Genomic DNA, 14,902 nt, shown 5'->3' with positions numbered 1-14,902 from the left:
GCCCTTGACCAGACCCCCTTCCCGCCCCAAGACTATGGAGTCATGGACCGGCCCTTTTTAGACCTCGCCCCCTGCGGTCCCCTACGGGGGGTTTTGCGGGTCCCGGGGGACAAGTCCGTGACCCACCGGGGCCTCATGCTCCTGGCCTTGGCCGAGGGGGAGGGGAGGCTCCTTTACCCCTTGAAGGCGGGGGACACCCTCTCCACCGCCCGAGCCCTCCGGGCCCTGGGGGCGGAGATCGTGGAGGAGGGCCCCCACTTCCTCGTGCGGGGGCGGGGCCTCCGCCTGAAGGAGCCCGAGGACGTCTTGGACTGCGGCAACGCCGGGACCCTTATGCGCCTCCTCCTGGGCCTTCTCGCCGGGCAAGAGGGGCTTTTCGCCGTCCTCACCGGGGACGCCTCCCTGCGCCGGAGGCCCATGGGCCGGGTGGTGGAACCCTTGAGGGCCATGGGGGCCAGGGTGGACGGGCGCGAGGGAGGGGAAAGGGCGCCCCTCGCCGTGCGGGGCGGCCCCTTGAGGGGCATCCGCTACACCCTCCCCGTGCCCAGCGCCCAGGTGAAGAGCGCCCTCCTCCTGGCGGGCCTTTTCGCCGAGGGGGAGACGGAGGTGGTGGAGCCCGTCCCCACCCGGGACCACACGGAGAGGCTTTTCCGCCACTTCGGCCTGCCCCTTGGGGTGGAGGGGAACCGCATCCGCACCCGTAGGACCGGGCCCTTTCCCGCAAGGGACCTGGTGGTGCCCGGGGACTTCTCCTCGGCCGCTTTCTTTCTGGTGGCGGCCCTCGTCACCCCGGGCTCGGAGGTGGTGGTGGAGGGGGTGGGTCTGAACCCCACCCGCACCGGGCTCCTCCAGGTGCTAAGGTCCATGGGGGCGGACCTGGAGTGGCGGGTCCTCGAGGGAGAGGCGGGGGAGCCCGTGGGGTGGGTGCGGGCCCGGCATAGCCCCCTGAAGGGCGTGGCCGTGGACCCCGGCCTCATCCCCCTCATGGTGGACGAGGTGCCTGCCCTGGCCGCCGCCGCCGCCTGGGCGGAAGGGGAGACCCATATCCCGGGCCTTTCCGAACTCCGGGTGAAGGAGTCGGACCGCCTTTCGGCCATCGCCAGGAACCTCCGGGCCCTGGGGGTGGAGGTGGAGGAGGGGCCAGACTGGCTTAGGATCCGGGGCGGGGGGGTGCGGCCCGGAGAGGTGGAGCCCTTCCACGACCACCGCATCGCCATGGCCTTCGCCGTGGCGGGCCTGCCCGTGGGGGTCAGGGTCTGGGAGCCGGAGTGGGCCGAGATCTCCTACCCTGGCTTCTTCCGGGACCTGAAGGGGTTATGCGCGGCATCGTGACCATAGACGGCCCCTCGGCCTCGGGAAAAAGCTCCGTGGCCCGGCGGGTGGCGGAGGCTCTAGGGGTGCCTTACCTCTCCAGCGGCCTCCTCTACCGGGCGGCCGCTTTCCTCGCCCTGAGGGCGGGGGTGGACCCGGGGGACGAGGCGGGGCTCCTGGGGCTTTTGCGGCGGTTTCAGGTGCGCCTGGTCCCGGGAAGGGAGAACCGGGTCTTGGCGGACGGGGAGGACCTCACCCCCTTCCTCCACACCCTCGAGGTGGACCGCGTGGTCTCGGAAGTGGCCCGGCTTCCTGGGGTGCGGGCCTGGGTGAACCAGCGGCTCAAGGAGGTGCCCCCCCCCTTCGTGGCCGAGGGCCGGGACATGGGCACGGCGGTCTTTCCCCAGGCCCCCCACAAGTTTTACCTCACCGCCCGGCCGGAGGTGCGGGCAAAGAGGCGGGCCAAGGAGCGGCCTCAGGCCTACGAGGCCATCCTTCAGGACCTCCTCAGGAGGGACGAAAAGGACAAGGCCCAAAGCGCCCCCGCCCCCGACGCCCTCCTCCTGGACACCAGCGACCTCACCCTGGAGGAGGTGGTGGCCTGGATCCTGGAGCGCGTGAGGGACTAGCCATGGTCCCCGGGGCCAAGGAAAGACCCGTCCAGGAGTTCTTGAACCTGGTCCTCTACCGCCCCCTGGCCCACCTGGTGGTGCGCCTCCTCCTCCCCACCCCCGTCCGGCCCCCCCACCTGGTCCTCTTCCACACCCTCTTGGTCCTCCTCGCCGCCGGGCTCCTCCTTAGGGGAGAGGACCTGCTTGCGGCCCTCCTCCTGCAGGTCAAGACCGTGCTGGACAACGCCGATGGGCAGCTGGCCCGCCTGAGAGGGGAGGTCACGGAGCTCGGGCGGTACCTGGACACCGAGCTGGACTTCTTGGGGAACCTCTTCCTCTTCCTGGCCCTCGGGGGGAGGACGGGGGAGTGGGAAGAGGCCCTCTTGGCCTTTCTGGTCTTCACCTTCGTCCAGTCCTACGACTTCAACCTGGAGAGGCTCTACCGCCTTCACCGGGGGCTTCCCCTTCCCCAGGAGCCCCCGGACCCCGAGACCCCCCTCCTCGCCCTCTTGCGGGGGGTTTACCGCCTCCTCTTCCTGCCCCAGGACCGGGGCATCGCCGCCCTGGAGGAGTTTTTGGTGAGGCGGCTCGGCCTCGCCCCCCACCGCTTTTGGGACGAGTGGGCCTTGAGCGGGGTGGTGAACCTAGGGCTTTCCACCCAGCTCTTCTTCCTGGGGGTGTTCCTGGCCCTCCACCAGCCTGCGGCCTACCTCACCTTCGTCCTCCTCCAGGGCGTGTATCTTGGGCTTTGGTACCTATGGAGGATCGCCCGCAGTATCCCATCCCCACGGTAGGGGCCCTGGTGGAGCGGGAGGGGCGGGTGCTCCTGGTGCGCACCGCCAAGTGGCGGGGGCTTTGGGGGGTGCCCGGGGGGAAGGTGGAGTGGGGGGAGGGCCTGGAGGAGGCCCTGAGGCGGGAGTTCCGAGAGGAGGTGGGGTTGGAGCTTGCCCATATCCGCTTCGCCTTGGTGCAGGAAGCCCGCTTTAGCCTCGAGTTCCACAAGCCCACCCACATGCTCCTCCTCAACTACTTCGCCCAGGCGGAAGGGGAGGTGCGCCCGGGCGAGGAGATCCTGGAGTGGGCCTGGGTGGAACCCGAGGCGGGGCTGGCCTACCCCTTGAACACCTTCACCCGGGTCCTTCTGGAGCGCTACCTGGAGGGAGGATGAGGACCGCGTTGGTGACGGGAAGCGCCAAGGGCATCGGCCGGGCCATCCTCCTGGCCCTGGCCCGGGAAGGCTACGCCGTGGCCGTCCACTACCGCACCTCCGAGGCCCTGGCCGAGGCCACCCGTCAAGAAGCGGAGGCCTTGGGCGTCAAGGCCATCAAGGTGCGGGCCGACCTCACCCGGGAGGAGGAGGTGGCCTCTTTGGTGGAGGAGGTCCGCTACCACTTAGGGGGCGTGGGCGTGCTGGTGAACAACGTGGGGGACTACCTCTTTAAGCCCATAGAGGAGGTGAGCCTAAAGGAGTGGCGCTGGATCCTGGACACCAACCTCACCGCCACCTTCCTCCTCACCCAGAAGGTGCTTCCCCTCATGGTGGAACAGGGCCATGGCCGCATCGTGAACCTGGGCTACGCCGGGGCGGGTAACCTTCTCGCCCGGACCCATACCACCCCCTACGCCATCGCCAAGACGGGGGTCATCCTCTACACCAAGGCCATTGCCAAGCGCTTCGCCGCCATGGGCATCACCGCCAACGTGGTGGCCCCGGGGGTGGCGGAAAACTCCGTTTCCAAGCCCCTCCACGAGATCCCCATGGCCCGCCTGGCCCTCCTGGAGGAGATCGCCCGGGCGGTGCTCTTCTTCGTCCGCGAGCCCTACCTCACGGGGCAGGTGCTGGAGGTGGCGGGGGGGTGGAACCTTTAGGGCGTGATACCTTAGCTTCGTGGACGGGAACGCCCCTGAACCCCAGTACTGGGAAAAGATGCGCCTGGTGGCCGAGGTCTTGAAGGCGGTGGAGGGCCCCATCTACATCGCCACCCACGTGGACCCGGACGGGGACGCCATCGGAAGCTCCCTGGGGCTTTACCGGGCCCTCAAGTCCCTGGGCAAGGAGGCCTATTGGGTCGCCGAGCCCCCGAGGTTCCTCCGCTTCCTGCCCAAGGAGGAGGAGTACTCCGACCCCGTGGAGCGGTTTCCCGTGGGGGCCACCCTGGTGGCCCTGGACAGCGCCGAGCCTTCCCGGGTCGTGGGGGTCCCCGTGGAGGGCTTCGTCATCAACATAGACCACCACGGCACCAACCCCCGCTTCGGCCACCTCCACGTGGTGGACCCCTCCAAGGCGGCCACCGCCCAGATGGTGAAGGACCTCATTGACCTCTTGGGCGTGGCGTGGACGGCGGAGATCGCCACCCCCGTCCTCACGGGCATCCTCACCGACACCGGGAACTTCCGCTTCGCCAACACCACCCCCGAGGTCCTTCGGGTGGCGGCGGAGCTTTTGGGTTACGGGGTGAAGCTCGCCGAGCTCACCGACCGCCTGCAGTTCCGCCCGCCCTCCTACTTCCGCCTCATGGGGCAGGTGCTCTCCACGGTGGCCTTCCACTTCGGGGGGCTCCTGGTCACCGCCCACCTCCCCGAAGAGGCCCAGCGGGAGGAGGAGGACTCCGACGACTTCGTGGGCCTCATCCGCTACGTGGAGGGGAGCGTGGTCTCGGTCTTTCTCCGCAAGCGGGAAGAGGGGGTGAAGGTCTCCATCCGCTCCCGGGGTGGGGTCTCGGCCCAGAACATCGCCCTGAAGCTCGGGGGTGGCGGGCACGTCCCCGCCGCCGGGGCCACCCTGAAGGGCCTGGACCTGGACCAGGCCTACGAAAGGGTCCTCGAGGCCGTCAAGGAGGAGCTCACGCGGGCGGGGTACCTCTAGGGGGGTCCCAGAGGAGAGGGGGGTGGGATAGGAGGAGGGGGGCCACCTCCTCCCCCGGCTCCAAAAGGAGGCGGTGGCGGTAGTGGCTCCCCCGGGGTTCCCGGTACGCCTCCAGGTTGCCCCCTTCCTCCACCAACCACACCTCGGGGATGCCGCTTTGGGCGTAAAGGGCGAGCTTCTTAAGGTCCACCTCCCGGGTGGAGAAGCTGACCTCCACCACCAGGAGGGCGTCCTCGGGCTCGGGGAGCTTCGCCCGGTAAAAGTCCTCCCGGGGTTTGAGCAAGGCCAGGTCCGGCTGGGGAAGGGAGTGGGGGGAGAGGCGCAATGGATTTTGCACGTAGACCAAGGCCCGGTCCCCGTAGAGCCTTTCCAGCTGCTTGGCTAGGTAGGTCACCAGGCTGGCGTGTCCGCTGCCGATGGGAGCCATCTCGTAGACCTCACCCTCCAGAAGCTCCAGGCGGAGCCCTTCCGGGGCCTTCTCCAAGAGGGCCTGGAACTCCTCGAGGCTCAGGCGGTGGCGGATCATCTTCCCATTTTAGGCCCCGTACTTGAGGAGCTTCCCCGCGTGGGCGAGGAGAAGGGGCATGAGCTCCACCCCCCGGAGGTGGCCGAGGCTGCCCTTTAGGGCCTCCCTCTCCGTGAAGCGCCTAGCCCCGTCCGCCCGCAGGTAGGGGGCCTTCAGGAGGAGGGGGACGGGGTGCCAGGAGTGGGCCTTGAGGAGGGCGGGGGTGGAGTGGTCCCCGGTGATGGCGAGGACGTCCGGGCCTAGGGCCAGGATCTCGGGGAGGAGGGCGTCAAAGAGCTCAATCTTCTCCACCTTCCCCCAGAAGTTCCCGTCCTCCCCCATGGCGTCCGTCTTCTTCACGTGGAAGTAGAAGAAGTCGTACCGCCCCCAGTTCTCCCTTAGGGCCTTGAGCTTCCCCTCCAGGGCGTCCCCCTCCCCCTCCACGGGAAGGACCTCCATGCCCACCAGGCTGGCCAGGCCCTTGTACATGGGGTAGCTGGCGATGGCGGCGGGGGTGAGCTTGTAGACCTCCTGCATCCGGGGGAAGCTGGGCTTCTTGGAGGCCCCCCGGAAGAGGGCCCCGTTCATGCGGGGCTCGTCCTTGAGGACCTCGCGGATCCTCTCCGAAAGCAGGTTGACGAGCCTGGCCGTCTTCTCCGAGGCCTCGTCCAGGGCCTGGGCCTTTAGGGGGGGTAGGCCCGTCTTTTGGGGGTCCGTGTCCGTCACCTTGTCCTCCAGGCCCTCCCCCCGGAGGATCACCAGGAAGCGGTGCTCGCTTTCCGTGTAGAAGTGGACCTCCGCGTCCTCTATGCGGGGGATGGCCTCCTTGAGCCTGGCGATGACCCTTTGGTTCTCCTCGGTGCTGGGCCTTCCCGCCCTCCGGTCCACCACCTTGCCCTCAGGGTCTAAGGTGGCGAAGTTCCCCCTTAGGGCCACGTCCCCTTCCCGGAAGTCGGCCCCAAGGCCCAAGGCGGAAAGCGCCCCCCGGCCCACCACGTAGCGGAAGGGGTCGTAGCCGAATAGGGCGAGATGGCCTGGGCCGGAACCCGGGGCGAGGCCGGGGTAGACGGGGGTGAGGAGGCCCAGGGCGCTTTCCTCCGCCAGGCGGTCTAGGTTGGGCGTCTTTGCGGCCTCCAGCTCCGTGGGGCCCCCCGGCTCCAGGGGAAGCCCCCCCACGCCGTCCAAGACGATGAGGAGGATTTTGCTCGGGGTCTTCTGGGCGAGCTCCTTGAAGACGGGGAAGAGGTCCATGGCGCCATTTTACTGGGGTAAGATGGGCGGGTATGGCGAAGGAGAAGGGTCTAACCCCCCAGAGCCAGGACTTCAGCGAGTGGTACCTCGAGGTCATCCAAAGGGCCGAGCTCGCCGACTACGGGCCCGTGCGGGGCACCATCGTGGTCCGCCCCTACGGGTACGCCATTTGGGAGAACATCCAGCAGGTTCTGGACCGCATGTTCAAGGAGACCAGCCACCAGAACGCCTACTTCCCCCTCTTCATCCCCATGAGCTTCCTCAAGAAGGAGGCCGAGCACGTGGAGGGTTTCTCCCCCGAGCTCGCCGTGGTGACCCACGCGGGAGGGGAGGAGCTAGAGGAGCCCCTGGCGGTGCGGCCCACCTCGGAGACGGTCATCGGCTACATGTGGTCCAAGTGGATCAAAAGCTACCGGGACTTGCCCCAGCTTTTGAACCAGTGGGGAAACGTGGTGCGCTGGGAGATGCGCACGAGGCCTTTCCTCCGCACGAGCGAGTTCCTCTGGCAGGAGGGGCACACCGCCCACGCCACCCGGGAGGAGGCGGAAGAGGAGGTGCGGCGGATGCTCTCCATTTACGCCAAGCTCGCCCGGGAGTACGCCGCCATCCCGGTGATAGAGGGCCTCAAGACCGAGAAGGAGAAGTTCGCCGGGGCGGTCTACACCACCACCATCGAGGCCATGATGAAGGACGGCAAGGCCCTCCAGGCGGGCACCAGCCACTACCTGGGGGAGAACTTCGCCCGGGCCTTTGACATCAAGTTCCAGGACAAGGACCTTCAGGTGAAGTACGTGCACACCACGAGCTGGGGCCTCTCCTGGCGCTTCATCGGGGCCATCATCATGACCCACGGGGACGACCGGGGCCTTGTTCTGCCCCCACGCCTCGCCCCCATCCAGGTGGTCATCGTCCCCATCTACAAGGAGGAAAGCCGCGAGGGGGTCCTGAAGGCCGCCTGGGACCTCCATCAAGCCCTAAGGGCCCGGGGCCTTCGGGTCCACTTAGACGATCGGGACCAGCACACCCCGGGCTACAAGTTCCACGAGTGGGAGCTCAAGGGGGTGCCCTTCCGCGTGGAGCTCGGGCCCAAGGACCTGGAAGGGGGCCAGGCGGTCTTGGCGAGCCGCCTCGGGGGCAAGGAGACCCTGCCCCTCACCGCCCTCCTCGAGGTCCTGCCCGGGAAGCTTGACGCCTTCCACGAGGAGCTTTACCAGAGGGCCCTGGCCTTCCGGGAGGCCCACACCCGCAAGGTGGACACCTACGAGGCCTTCAAGGAGGCGGTGCAGGAAGGGTTCGCCCTGGCCTTCCACTGCGGGGACAAGGCCTGCGAGAAGCGCATCCAGGAGGAGACCACCGCCACCACCCGCTGCGTGCCCTTTGAGGCCGAACCCGAAGACGGCTTCTGCGTCCGTTGCGGCAGGCCCTCCGCCTACGGAAAGCGGGTGGTCTTCGCCAAGGCGTACTGAATGCTCCGGGTTTTAGGACGCCGAGTCTACTGGCGCTGGTACGGCGAGGCCCTTCTTTCCGGGGGGGTCCTCCTCAGGATGTCGGGGGACGCCGCCAAGTGGCTGAGGCCGGGGGAGAGGGTGAGGCTTCGCACCGAGCTCAAGAAGCCCGTCCTCGGCTTTGACGAGTACGCCTTGGAGGGCGCCTTCCCCCTCTGGCCCCCCTTCGCCAAGACCCTAGAGCACGTGCGGGAAAGCCCCTTAGGGGGCGAGGCCTACCGCTACCGCCTCAAGGTGCGGGAGGCCACCTACGAGGGGGATTACGAAGCCATCGCCGAGCTGGAGCAGTTCCACTACGCCTCGGAGAAGGAGGTGGTGGCCCTCTGGGTCTGCACCCGGTGCCACAAGACCCTCCCCGCCAACGCCAAGCCCCTCTGCGACTGCGGCGGGGAGGCGAGGCTTAAAGAGATCCGGGGCTCCACCCCGGCGAGCCGCTTTCTCGTTTTGGAGCTCCTGGAGCGCCTCCCCTTTGAGCCCCGGATCCTGGGCTACCTGCGCCTAGACCCCCCATCCCCCGCATGCACCGCAGGACCCCCGAGGGCGGGGAGCGGGATATCCGGGAGAGGATCTTTCCCCGGGACTGGTTCCACCCCACCTACGAGGGCGGGGCGGACTGGCAGAGGGCCCTGGACCGGGTGGAGACCGCCGCCTGTCGCATCGCCCGGGTGGTGGTCCACCCCGACTACCGCTCCGAGGGCTTCGGGGCGCTTCTCGTGCGGGTGGCCCTGGAGTGGGCGAGGGAGCGGGGGGCGCCGGAGGGGAGAAGGCCAAAGCACCTCGTTTACACCATTGCCCAGATGGCCCGCTACCACCCCTTCTTTGAGAAGGTGGGCTTCCGCTACCTCTTTGACACCGCCTCGGGAAGGCCCGTCCTCTTCTACCCTCTCACGGAGGAAGCCGAGGCCTACCTGGAGCGCTTCCTGCGGGAGGACCCCTACGCCAAAGCCCACGGGGGAAGGCTCTATAGGCCCCGGTTCGGGCGGGTCTCGGGGCTTCCTGGCCCCATCCGCCTTGCCGGGGTCCACAAGGCCTACCGGAGCCACCTGGACCTTTCGGGGCTTTCCGAAGAGGTTCAGGAGGCCCTCCTCGCCTTCGGGGTGAAGGCCCGGGTGGTGGAGCGGGCGGTGCTCCGGGGAGGCGAGCCTGGAGATCCCTCCGGGAAGCCTCGTGGTCCTGGCGGGGGCGAGCGGGGCGGGAAAGACCACCCTGCTCCGCCTCCTCCTGGGGGAGGCCCCCGACCTCGGCAAGGTGCGCCTTCCCGGGGGGCGGGTGGTGGCCTACATCCCGGGGGAGGTGGAGGTGGAGCTGGGGGAGGCGCTCATCCTCGAGGCCCTCTACCGGAAGCTTAGGGACGTGGGGGCGGCCATAGAGGTCCTGAACCGGGTGGGGCTTTCCGACGCCGTGCTTTACCGGGCGAGGCCCAAGGAGCTTTCCACCGGGCAGAGGGAGCGCTTCCGCCTGGCCCTCCTCCTCGCCCAGCGCCCCGACCTCCTCCTCATAGACGAGTTCGCCGCCTACCTGGACGTGCCCACGGCGAGGCGGGTGGCCCTGGGCCTGGGGAAGCTCTGCCGGGAGGCGGGGATCACCCTGGTGGCCGCCACCCACCAGCCCGAGGTGGTGGCCGCCCTGGACCCGGACCTCCTGGTCTACGTGGGCTACGGAGGGCTCACCACCGTACCTCGGAGAGGTCCACGAACATGACCCGGCCCGCTCCCTTGGGGACGTAGAGGGGCTTCTCGTAGCGGAAGGCGTTTTCCAGGACCCAGGCGAAGAGGGGAGCCCCTTCGGCGTAGGCCCGGAGGAAGGCCTCCTCCGCTTGGTGCTTCTCCTGGTGGGCGAGGAGCTCCTCCACGCTGAAAGGCCCCTCCACCCCCACGAGGTCCGCCTGGCCGATGAGCCTCCCCCCCGTGACGATGCCCAAGGGCCCCCGGTGGCGGGTTCTGCGCCTGCGGATCTCCCAGACCTTCCTCCCGTCCACGATGAGGCTGGCGTAGGGCTCCCGGACGATGAGGCCGAGCTTGGGCCTTTCCACCCCCTCATTGTAGAGTGGGGGGCGTGGCGTGCCCTAAGGAAGGGCGAAAGGAGAAGAAGGCCCGGGCCCGGGAGGTCTTAAAGGCCCTCAAGGCCGCCTACCCCGGGGCCCGCACGGAACTCAGGCACGAGAACCCCTTCCAGCTCCTCGTGGCCACGGTCCTCTCGGCCCAGGCCACCGATAAGAGCGTGAACGAGGCCACCCCGGCCCTCTTCGCCCGCTTTCCCGACGCCAAGGCCCTGGCGGCCGCCACCCCCGAGGAGGTGGAGCCCTACATCCGGAGGATCGGGCTTTACCGCACCAAGGCGAAGAACCTCGTGGCCCTGGCGAGGAGGCTCGTGGAGGAGTACGGGGGAGAGGTGCCTGAGGAGAAGGAGGCCCTCATGCGCCTTCCCGGGGTGGGCTGGAAGACGGCCACCGTGGTGTTGGGGGCGGCCTTTGGGGTGCCGGGGATCGCCGTGGACACCCACGTGGCCCGCCTCGCCCGGAGGCTCTGCCTCTCCGAGGCCCAGGCTCCGGAGAGGATCGGGAAGGACCTCGAGGCCCTCTTCCCCAAGGAGGACTGGGTCTTCGTCCACCACGCCCTCGTCCTCCACGGCCGCTACGTCTGTACCGCGAGAAGGCCCCGCTGCGGGGCGTGCGCCCTTGCGCCCCACTGCCCGAGCCGCCAGGTCTAGGGCCACCCCATGCTGGCTTGGGGGGCCCATCTGGGGATTTCCGAGGCCAGCCGGGCGCGGGAGCGAGAAAGGGGCATAAGAAAGGAGACGCTGTGCGCGAACCCTCTCCCGCCTACCGCTTTCTCTTGGCAGGCTTCCTCTGGTCCTTCGGGGGGAACCTGCTCTACTTCTTCCTCAACTTCCACCTCGAGGCCCTGGGCTTCTCCCGCCAAGCCATCGGCCTGGCCCAGGCGGTGGTCCTCCTCTCCGGGGTGGCCTTCGCCCTGCCCTTGGCCTACCTCATCCCCCGCCTCGGCTACCTGAAAAGCCTCTACCTGGCCTTTTTCCTCGCCGTGGGGAGCGGGCTTCTTCTGGGCCTTGGGCTTTGGGTCTTCCCCTCCTTGGCGGGCTACGGTCTGGCCGGGGCCCTCCTGCAGGGGGCCTCGGCCCCTCTCCTCGCCCGGCTCGTCCCCGAGGGGAGGCGGGTGGCCTTCTTCAGCCTCCAGGCCGCCCTCACCACGATGAGCGGCTTCTTCTCCACCCTGCTTGCGGGCTACCTCTCGGACCTCCTTGGGGCGCGGTGGGTCCTCCTCTTCGCCCTGCCCTTCTTCTTCCTGGGCCTTCCCCTGGTGCGGGGCCTGCCCGCCGGGATGGGGGAGGGAAGGCCCCCCCGCTTCCTGGGCCGGATCCGGGTGTGGCTCAGGCTTCTTTTGCCCCAGGTGCTCATCGGCTTCGGGGCGGGGCTCGTCATCCCCTTTCTCAACCTCTTCCTCAAGGAGAAGTTCGGCCTCTCCTACGGGACCACGGGGCTGGTCTTCGCCCTCTCCTCCCTGGCCACGGGGGCGGCCATGCTCCTCCAGCCCCTTCTCGCCGGGAGGCTCGGTCGGCTTGGGGCCATCGTTTTCGTCCAGGCCCTCTCCCTGCCCTTCCTGGCCATCCTGGCCTGGGCCCCGTGGCTTCCCCTGGTCACCTTCGCCCTCCTCGTCCGGGGGGCCCTGATGAACGCCGCCGGGCCCGTCTACGCCGCCTTGGTCATGGACTACCTCGCCGAGGAGGAGCGCCCCGGCTTCTTCCTCCTGGAAAGCGCCCTCTGGAGCCTCCTCTTCGCCCTGGGAAGCGCCCTTTCCGGGGCGGCGCAGGGGGCCTTGGGCCTAAGGGCCTTTGACCTCCTCTTCGGGGCCACCCTCGCCCTCTACGCCCTCGGCATCCTCCTCTGGCCCTGGGCCTTCGGCCGGCTGCGGGCCTCTTCCTGAAGGGGCTTTCCGTGGACTAGACTGGGCTCATGCGCACGAACCTCACGGTGGAGGAAGCCCTGGAGCGGGTCCTGGCCGAGGCCCGAGGGGCGCTCGCTGTGGAAGAGGTCCCCCTTCGGGAGGCCTTTGGCCGGGTGCTGGCCGAGGATCTCGCCTCCCTGGTGGACCACCCCGACCAGGACGACACCGCCATAGACGGCTACGCCTGCCGGGCGGAGGATACCTTAGGGGCCTCCCCCGAGGCCCCGGTGCGCCTCAGGGTCGTCGGCGAAGCCCCTGCGGGAAGGCCCTTTCCCGGGGAGGTGGGCAGGGGCGAGGCCGTGGCCGTCTACACCGGGGCCCCCATCCCTAGGGGGGCGGACGCCGTGGTGCGGGTGGAGGACACGAGGCGGGAAGGGGACGAGGTCTTCCTCTTCACCCCCGCTTCCCCCAAGGACATCCGCCCCAAGGGGGACGACCTTAGGCGGGGGGAGGTGTACCTGAGGCGGGGGGACCTTCTCACCCCGGGGAGGCTCGGCCTGGCGGCGGCCATGGGCCACCCCCGCCTTAGGGTCTTCCGGAGGCCCCGGGTGGGGATCCTCTCCACCGGGGACGAGGTGGTGGAGCCGGGGGAGCCTTTGCCCTATGGGGGGGTGTACAACTCCAACGCCTACAGCCTTCTCGGCCTGGTCCTCGAGGCGGGCGGGGAGCCCGTCCTCTTAGGAAAGGTCCCGGACGATCCGGAAGCGGTGCTCGCGAGGCTTGAGGCGGTGGGGCCTTTGGACCTCCTCCTCACCTCCGGAGGGGTGTCCATGGGGGAGTACGACGTGGTGCGCAAGGTTCTGGAGCGCCACGGGGAGGTGGTCTTCTGGAAGGTCAGGCAGCAGCCGGGGGGGCCCTTGCTCTTGGCCAGGCTTGGGGAGCTTCCCGTGCTGGGCCTTCCCGGTAACCCCGTCTCCAGCATGGTCACCTTCTTTCTCTACGGGAGGCCCTTCCTCTTCCGGCTCCTCGGGCGCACCGAGCCTCCCTACGGCCGCCTAAGGGCCCGGGCCCTCACCCCCTTCAAGGGGGCCAAGGGGAAGAAGGTTTTCCGCCGGGGGGTGCTCTCCTGGGAAGGGGAGGCCGTGGTGCGCACCACGGGGAACCAGAGCAGCGGGGTCCTACGCTCCATGGCCTTCGGCAACGCCCTGGTGGTCCTCCCCCCGGACCGGGACGCCCGGGAAGGGGAGGAGGTGGAGGTCATCCCCTTGACTTTCGTGCCCTAGTTCACTAAGCTAGGAAGGTTTACGGGCGCTACCTCCCTTTTCGGGCGCAGGTGGGCCCGGAAAGGTAGAGCATGGAGTTCAAAGACTTTCCCCTGAAGGAAGAGATCAAGGAAGCCCTTTCGCGCCGCGGCATCACCGCCCCCACCCCCATCCAGGCGGCGGCCCTGCCCCTGGCCCTGGAGGGCAAGGACCTCATCGGCCAGGCCCGCACCGGCACGGGCAAGACCCTGGCCTTTGCCCTGCCCATCGCCGAGAGGCTCGCCCCAAACCGGGAAAGGGGCCGGAAGCCCAGGGCCCTGGTCCTCACCCCCACGCGGGAGCTCGCCCTCCAGGTGGCCTCGGAGCTTTCCGCCGTGGCCCCCCACCTGAGGGTGGTCCCCGTCTACGGGGGCACGGGCTACACAAAGCAGAAGGAGGAGCTTGCCCGGGGGGCGGACGTGGTGGTGGCCACCCCGGGGCGGGCCCTGGACTACCTGAAACAAGGGGTCTTGGACCTTTCCCAGGTAGAGGTGGCCGTTTTGGACGAGGCGGACGAGATGCTCTCCATGGGGTTTGAGGAGGAGGTGGAGGCCCTGCTTTCCGCCACGCCCCCTTCCCGGCAGACCCTCCTCTTCTCCGCCACCCTGCCCTCCTGGGCCAAGAAGCTCGCCGAGCGCTACATGCGGAGCCCGGTGGTCATCAACGTGGTGCGGGAGGAAGGGGTGACCTACCAGGAGGAGGCCATCCTGGCCCCTTCCGACCGCCTGGGCCTTCTTTCCGACCTGCTCTACGTCAAGGCCCCCAAGCGGGCCATCGTCTTCACCCGGACCAAGGCCGAGACCGAGGAGGTGGCCGCGGGGCTTCTCCGCCTGGGCCACGCCGCCCGGGCCATCCACGGGGACCTGTCCCAGAGCGACCGGGAAAGGGTCATGCGGGCCTTCCGCGAGGGGGAGGTGCGGGTCCTGGTGGCCACGGACGTGGCCGCCCGGGGGCTGGACATTCCCGAGGTGGACCTGGTGGTGCACTACCGCTTCCCCGACAAACCCGAGACCTACCAGCACCGCTCCGGGCGCACGGGGCGGGCGGGCCGGGGGGGAGAGGTGGTCCTCCTTTGCGGCCCCCGGGAACGGCGGGAGCTTTCCGAGCTGGAAAAGGCCGTGGGCCGCGCCTTCAAGAGGGTGAACCCGCCCACCCCGGAGGAGGTCCTCGAGGCCAAGTGGCACCACCTCTTGGCCCGCCTCGCCCGGGTGCCGGAGAAGGACTACCGCCTTTACCAAGACTTCGCGGGCCGCCTCTTCGCCGAAGGCCGGGTGGAGGTGGTGGCCGCCCTCATGGCCCTCCTTCTGGGCGGGGCGCCCAAGGAGAAGAGCCTCCTCACCGGAGAGGAGGGCTGGCGCACCTACAAGGCCACGGGACCCAGGCTTTCCCTCCCCCGACTGGTGGCCCTTTTGAAGGAGCAGGGCCTCGAGGTGGGCAAGGTGGCCGAGGCCGAGGGGGGCTATTACGTGGACCTGCGCCCCGAGGCCCGGCCGGAGGTGGCCGGCCTTCGGCTGGAGCCCGCAAGGAGGGTGGAGGGCCTTTTGGAAACTCCTTCCCGCTCCCGGCGCCCGGCCAGGGCGTGATACCCCTTTGGCGTGAATCCTTCGTCTAAGCCCAAGTACGGAAGCCCTGCGGGTCTTTTGACCGGGG

General features: G+C 69.0%; 14 protein-coding genes and 1 pseudogene. 12 read left to right on the top strand and 3 right to left on the bottom strand.

Translation table 11 applies throughout. The features are described 5' to 3' along the window. Positions 1-42 precede the first annotated feature (42 nt). Genes aroA through ACY5J6_RS09785 form a run of 6 tightly spaced genes read left to right on the top strand, consistent with a single transcriptional unit; the run spans position 43 to position 4,788 of the window. Positions 43-1,332 (top strand): 3-phosphoshikimate 1-carboxyvinyltransferase, encoded by a 1,290-nt coding sequence (gene aroA / locus ACY5J6_RS09810; RefSeq protein ID WP_462844780.1) that lies wholly within the window; start codon positions 43-45, stop codon positions 1,330-1,332. Beyond that, the gene (gene cmk, locus ACY5J6_RS09805) at positions 1,317-1,940 is read left to right on the top strand and encodes a (d)CMP kinase (RefSeq protein WP_462844778.1); all 624 of its coding nucleotides are present in this window, start codon (positions 1,317-1,319) and stop codon (positions 1,938-1,940) included. Before aroA ends, cmk begins: the two co-directional genes overlap by 16 nt. 2 nt (positions 1,941-1,942) lie before the next feature. Further along, positions 1,943-2,716 carry a CDP-alcohol phosphatidyltransferase family protein gene (locus ACY5J6_RS09800; protein ID WP_462844776.1) on the top strand — a complete coding sequence of 258 codons (774 nt, stop codon included), beginning with the start codon at positions 1,943-1,945 and terminating at the stop codon, positions 2,714-2,716. Beyond that, a complete protein-coding gene (locus ACY5J6_RS09795; RefSeq protein WP_462844775.1) occupies positions 2,680-3,090 on the top strand; it encodes an NUDIX domain-containing protein in 411 nt (136 codons plus the stop codon). Before ACY5J6_RS09800 ends, ACY5J6_RS09795 begins: the two co-directional genes overlap by 37 nt. After that, positions 3,087-3,791, top strand: coding sequence for a bifunctional dihydropteridine reductase/dihydrofolate reductase TmpR (gene tmpR, locus ACY5J6_RS09790; protein ID WP_462844774.1), 705 nt, complete (start codon positions 3,087-3,089; stop codon positions 3,789-3,791). The genes ACY5J6_RS09795 and tmpR overlap by 4 nt, the downstream gene beginning before the upstream one ends. Before the next feature lie 19 nt (positions 3,792-3,810). Next, positions 3,811-4,788, top strand: a complete 978-nt coding sequence (locus ACY5J6_RS09785) for a DHH family phosphoesterase (RefSeq protein WP_462844773.1) — start codon at positions 3,811-3,813, stop codon at positions 4,786-4,788. Here ACY5J6_RS09785 and ACY5J6_RS09780 read toward each other — a convergent pair. Together ACY5J6_RS09780 and ACY5J6_RS09775 are read right to left on the bottom strand one after the other, a co-directional pair. Then, on the bottom strand, positions 4,766-5,314 hold the full coding sequence (locus ACY5J6_RS09780) for a Uma2 family endonuclease (RefSeq protein ID WP_462844772.1): 549 nt from the start codon (positions 5,312-5,314) through the stop codon (positions 4,766-4,768). The genes ACY5J6_RS09785 and ACY5J6_RS09780 overlap by 23 nt on opposite strands. 9 nt (positions 5,315-5,323) lie before the next feature. Next, on the bottom strand, positions 5,324-6,544 hold the full coding sequence (locus ACY5J6_RS09775; protein WP_462844771.1) for a 2,3-bisphosphoglycerate-independent phosphoglycerate mutase: 1,221 nt from the start codon (positions 6,542-6,544) through the stop codon (positions 5,324-5,326). 32 nt (positions 6,545-6,576) lie between these two features. Between ACY5J6_RS09775 and proS the strand changes: the two genes are divergently transcribed. Both proS and ACY5J6_RS09765 read left to right on the top strand, forming a co-directional pair. After that, positions 6,577-8,010, top strand: coding sequence for a proline--tRNA ligase (gene proS / locus ACY5J6_RS09770; protein WP_462844770.1), 1,434 nt, complete (start codon positions 6,577-6,579; stop codon positions 8,008-8,010). After that, positions 8,011-9,750 (top strand): annotated as a pseudogene (locus ACY5J6_RS09765) (GNAT family N-acetyltransferase). Here the strand turns inward: ACY5J6_RS09765 and ACY5J6_RS09760 are convergent. Then, a complete protein-coding gene (locus tag ACY5J6_RS09760; protein ID WP_462844768.1) occupies positions 9,716-10,081 on the bottom strand; it encodes an ASCH domain-containing protein in 366 nt (121 codons plus the stop codon). The pseudogene ACY5J6_RS09765 and the gene ACY5J6_RS09760 overlap by 35 nt on opposite strands. A 14-nt stretch (positions 10,082-10,095) precedes the next feature. Here ACY5J6_RS09760 and nth point away from each other — a divergent pair, with 14 nt between their 5' ends. From nth to ACY5J6_RS09740, 4 genes are all read left to right on the top strand, one after another. Beyond that, on the top strand, positions 10,096-10,758 hold the full coding sequence (gene nth, locus ACY5J6_RS09755) for an endonuclease III (protein ID WP_462844766.1): 663 nt from the start codon (positions 10,096-10,098) through the stop codon (positions 10,756-10,758). 92 nt (positions 10,759-10,850) lie between these two features. Next, positions 10,851-11,990, top strand: a complete 1,140-nt coding sequence (locus ACY5J6_RS09750; RefSeq protein WP_462844764.1) for an MFS transporter — start codon at positions 10,851-10,853, stop codon at positions 11,988-11,990. A gap of 29 nt (positions 11,991-12,019) precedes the next feature. Then, positions 12,020-13,234 carry a molybdopterin molybdotransferase MoeA gene (locus ACY5J6_RS09745; RefSeq protein WP_462844762.1) on the top strand — a complete coding sequence of 405 codons (1,215 nt, stop codon included), beginning with the start codon at positions 12,020-12,022 and terminating at the stop codon, positions 13,232-13,234. 71 nt (positions 13,235-13,305) lie between these two features. Next, positions 13,306-14,835: a DEAD/DEAH box helicase gene (locus tag ACY5J6_RS09740; RefSeq protein WP_462844760.1), complete on the top strand. Its 1,530-nt coding sequence runs from the start codon at positions 13,306-13,308 to the stop codon at positions 14,833-14,835. The last annotated feature ends 67 nt before the right edge of the window (positions 14,836-14,902 follow it).

This window comes from Thermus sp. H19.2 (genome assembly GCF_054979525.1).
Note: the sequence above shows the minus strand (reverse complement) of the source record. Positions and strands in the feature narration are given on the sequence as shown.

What these genes read in the sequence shown, in the direction of transcription:
- aroA (WP_462844780.1), top strand. Translation starts at nt 43, where the DNA reads ATGGACCGGCCCTTTTTAGACCTCGCCCCCTGCGGTCCCCTACGGGGG.
- cmk (WP_462844778.1), top strand. Translation starts at nt 1,317, where the DNA reads ATGCGCGGCATCGTGACCATAGACGGCCCCTCGGCCTCGGGAAAAAGC.
- ACY5J6_RS09800 (WP_462844776.1), top strand. Translation starts at nt 1,943, where the DNA reads ATGGTCCCCGGGGCCAAGGAAAGACCCGTCCAGGAGTTCTTGAACCTG.
- ACY5J6_RS09795 (WP_462844775.1), top strand. Translation starts at nt 2,680, where the DNA reads ATGGAGGATCGCCCGCAGTATCCCATCCCCACGGTAGGGGCCCTGGTG.
- tmpR (WP_462844774.1), top strand. Translation starts at nt 3,087, where the DNA reads ATGAGGACCGCGTTGGTGACGGGAAGCGCCAAGGGCATCGGCCGGGCC.
- ACY5J6_RS09780 (WP_462844772.1), bottom strand. Translation starts at nt 5,314, where the DNA reads ATGATCCGCCACCGCCTGAGCCTCGAGGAGTTCCAGGCCCTCTTGGAG.
- ACY5J6_RS09775 (WP_462844771.1), bottom strand. Translation starts at nt 6,544, where the DNA reads ATGGACCTCTTCCCCGTCTTCAAGGAGCTCGCCCAGAAGACCCCGAGC.
- proS (WP_462844770.1), top strand. Translation starts at nt 6,577, where the DNA reads ATGGCGAAGGAGAAGGGTCTAACCCCCCAGAGCCAGGACTTCAGCGAG.
- ACY5J6_RS09745 (WP_462844762.1), top strand. Translation starts at nt 12,020, where the DNA reads ATGCGCACGAACCTCACGGTGGAGGAAGCCCTGGAGCGGGTCCTGGCC.
- ACY5J6_RS09740 (WP_462844760.1), top strand. Translation starts at nt 13,306, where the DNA reads ATGGAGTTCAAAGACTTTCCCCTGAAGGAAGAGATCAAGGAAGCCCTT.